The organism is Mesorhizobium sp. M5C.F.Ca.IN.020.32.2.1 (assembly GCF_004023105.1).
GTDB classification, from domain to species: Bacteria; Pseudomonadota; Alphaproteobacteria; order Rhizobiales; family Rhizobiaceae; genus Mesorhizobium; species Mesorhizobium wenxiniae.
On sequence record NZ_RZSX01000853.1, the window covers coordinates 1 to 2678 of the forward strand.

Genomic DNA, 2678 nt, shown 5'->3' on the forward strand with positions numbered 1-2678 from the left:
TGCAACACCGTTGCGGCGTCGGCGGCGGGTCGAGCGACGCCGCAACGGTGTTGCGCGGGCTCGCTGAGATATGGAGGCTGGATCTCGACGACGCCGAACTGGCGCGGATCGGCCTCTCGCTGGGCGCCGACGTTCCCATGTGCCTTGCGGCAAAGCCGCTGATCGCGCTCGGCATTGGCGAAGAGTTGTCGGCCGTGCCGGGCTTTCCGGCACTCGGGCTGGTCCTCGTCAATCCCGGCACCGCCGTCTCCACGGCCGAGGTGTTCAATGCCCTTTCTGATCGCCACAATGAGGGCCTGCCGCCGCTGCCGCGCGACCTCGACTTCCACAGCATCCGCAACTGGCTGGAGATTACGCGCAACGATCTCGAGCCCGCGGCGCGGGCAATCCAACCCGCCATCGGCAAGGCGCTTTCGGTGCTCAACAAGGCTGGAGCGGGGTTCACCCGGATGTCGGGTTCCGGGGCGACCTGCTTCGGGCTGTTTGAGACTGGCAATGTCGCCAAGCGCGCGGCCGTCGATATCCGCAGCCGCCATCCCGACTGGTTCGTCGCCGCAACGCGAACCATGACATCTGAGGCTGACACGCATGGCCAGGATTGACGAGAGCCGTTCCTTCATTCCCGTGCGCATCGCGGTGCTGACCGTTTCCGATACGCGCAGCCTCGCCGACGACAAATCCGGCCAGACGCTGGCCGACCGCATCGTGGAGACCGGCCATTTACTGGCCGCCCGCGACATCGTCACCGACGACCGCGAGAAAATTCGAGACAAGGTTCTGGGCTGGTCGAGGGACGAAGCGATCGATGTCGTCATCACCACCGGCGGCACCGGCTTTACCGGTCGCGATGTGACGCCGGAGGCGCTGGAGCCGATCTTCGAAAAGCGCATGGACGGCTTTTCCGAAGTGTTCCACCGCATTTCCTACGACAAGATCGGCACTTCGACGATCCAGAGTCGGGCGACCGGCGGCGTCGTCAACGCGACCTTCGTTTTCGTGCTGCCGGGTTCGCCCGGCGCCTGCAAGGACGCCTGGGACGGCATTTTGAAGCCGCAGCTCGACTACCGGCACATGCCCTGCAACTTCGTCGAGATCATGCCGCGCTTGGACGAACATCTGCGGCGCGGCGGGACCAAGACAAGTTAGGCCAAGCTCCCAAGGCTGTTTCGGGGCCAAAATCAGCGAATAACCGGCTCGCCGTGGAACCGCCGGCGCGAGGGCGGCGAAACGCCGAAGCCGACTTCCATCATCAGCCGCGGCTTGCGCGTCGGCACTGTGCCCATGTGGAAGCCGAAGGGATCCTCGACAAAGCCCAAACCTGCCTCGCCGGTCAGCGTAATCGGGCTCTGCGCGCCGTAGACGTTCAGAACCTCTTCCGCTGGATGGCCGACGAGGAGCGTCAATTGGTGCCTGAGGGCGCGGCGGTTGTGGCTGCCGCGGACATAGACATGCGGACCAGTCTCGGCATCGACCGGATTGAGATAGAAGAAGAATTTCAGCATCCGCCAATCGTCGAGATCGAAGTGGTATTTGCCAAGCGACGCCAGGTTCTTCTCGGCGTCGGAGACAGAGCTCGTCGGAAAGCTCCACCAGACGCGCGTGGTGATCAGCTTCGCCTGGCTGCCGAGGTAATGGGCGGCGATGTCGAGAAGCAGCGGATCGCGCTGCACGGTAAGCGCAGCATTGCAGTCGAGAACCCGCTCGAAAAAGTGGCCGCTGAGCAAGGGACGGCCGAAGTGCTTCTCGGCGTCGGCGTGCTCGGCCGGCAGGAACTCCAGCCGTCGGTCGAAATTGCCGAAGCAAGGCGTGCGCTGCGCAAAGCTGGCGATCTCCTGGTAGACCGACGACGGCAGGGCAAGCCCGGAAAAGAGGCCGTCCGAGCGGAGCGCGCCGACCACGGCATCACGATCGACGCCGGTGAACATCGTCTCCTCAGCTTTTTGTGCCGGTCGAACCGGTTTTGCGCCACGCCAATGCAACCGCCGCCCCGGCATGGTGCGCGCCAGCATGAACATCGGCAGCCATGCCGGATTTTCGCGAAGATCCGACAGATAGGTTGGAATCCGCACGGCAATGCGGCGCAGCAGGCTGCCGTTTCGAGCGATCGACTCGAGGCTTGCAGCACCGGATTTGTCAGGGCTTGAAAGGGCCATCAGGATCCTCAGCTATGAGGGCAGCGTCGACGAAGCGTCGGCCGCTCACCGCTCAGGCGTTACCCATAACCGATCCGCCCGCATCAAAGGAATGGTAACCCCCGGTCAGGTTTTGTGCAATGCACAATGAAAGGAGCTGTCGCAAACTTTCCGGCAAGCTTGACAGAGCATTAAGGCTCGTTGATTTCGCGACAGCGAGTGTTTCGAGCGAGGTGGAACGGAGGCCGCGCGCGGCGGAGAAGATCGCGACGAAGCGATCAAACCCCGTCGAGAATGATGATCGTCGGCCGGTCGGGCAGGGTCTTCAGCGAAACCGTCAGCGACCGGCCGGAGAGGAATTCCACCGCGAAATCGTCGCCCATCCTGCCTGTGAATTCGCTGATCGCGGTGGCATGGCGATGCATCGGCAGGATCATCGAGGAATAGAGCCGCGCGGTGATTTCGGTCATCCGGTCAAGCGACAGCGTCATGCCGCCGTCGATAGGCACCATAAGGATATCGAGCCGGCCGATGGCGCCGTAATGC

4 protein-coding genes are annotated in these 2678 nt (G+C 63.3%); 2 read left to right on the top strand and 2 right to left on the bottom strand.

The annotated features are described in order from the left end of the window. Together EOA86_RS29875 and moaB are read left to right on the top strand one after the other, a co-directional pair. A partial coding sequence (locus EOA86_RS29875; protein ID WP_128344929.1) for a 4-(cytidine 5'-diphospho)-2-C-methyl-D-erythritol kinase occupies positions 1 to 602 on the top strand: 602 nt, incomplete at its 5' end. Beyond that, the gene (gene moaB / locus EOA86_RS29880; protein ID WP_127210651.1) at positions 589 to 1146 is read left to right on the top strand and encodes a molybdenum cofactor biosynthesis protein B; all 558 of its coding nucleotides are present in this window, start codon (positions 589 to 591) and stop codon (positions 1144 to 1146) included. The genes EOA86_RS29875 and moaB, both read left to right, overlap by 14 nt. A 32-nt stretch (positions 1147 to 1178) precedes the next feature. Here the strand turns inward: moaB and EOA86_RS29885 are convergent, their stop codons facing one another. After that, positions 1179 to 2153 (bottom strand): hypothetical protein, encoded by a 975-nt coding sequence (locus EOA86_RS29885; RefSeq protein ID WP_128344930.1) that lies wholly within the window; start codon positions 2151 to 2153, stop codon positions 1179 to 1181. Positions 2154 to 2410: 257 nt separating this feature from the next. Beyond that, positions 2411 to 2678 (bottom strand): MBL fold metallo-hydrolase (locus EOA86_RS29890; RefSeq protein ID WP_206630177.1); only part of this gene is annotated, 268 nt, incomplete at its 5' end.

Excerpts from the sequence above, each read along its gene's own strand:
- EOA86_RS29885 (WP_128344930.1), bottom strand. The coding sequence starts at position 2,153 with ATGGCCCTTTCAAGCCCTGACAAATCCGGTGCTGCAAGCCTCGAGTCG.
- moaB (WP_127210651.1), top strand. The coding sequence starts at position 589 with ATGGCCAGGATTGACGAGAGCCGTTCCTTCATTCCCGTGCGCATCGCG.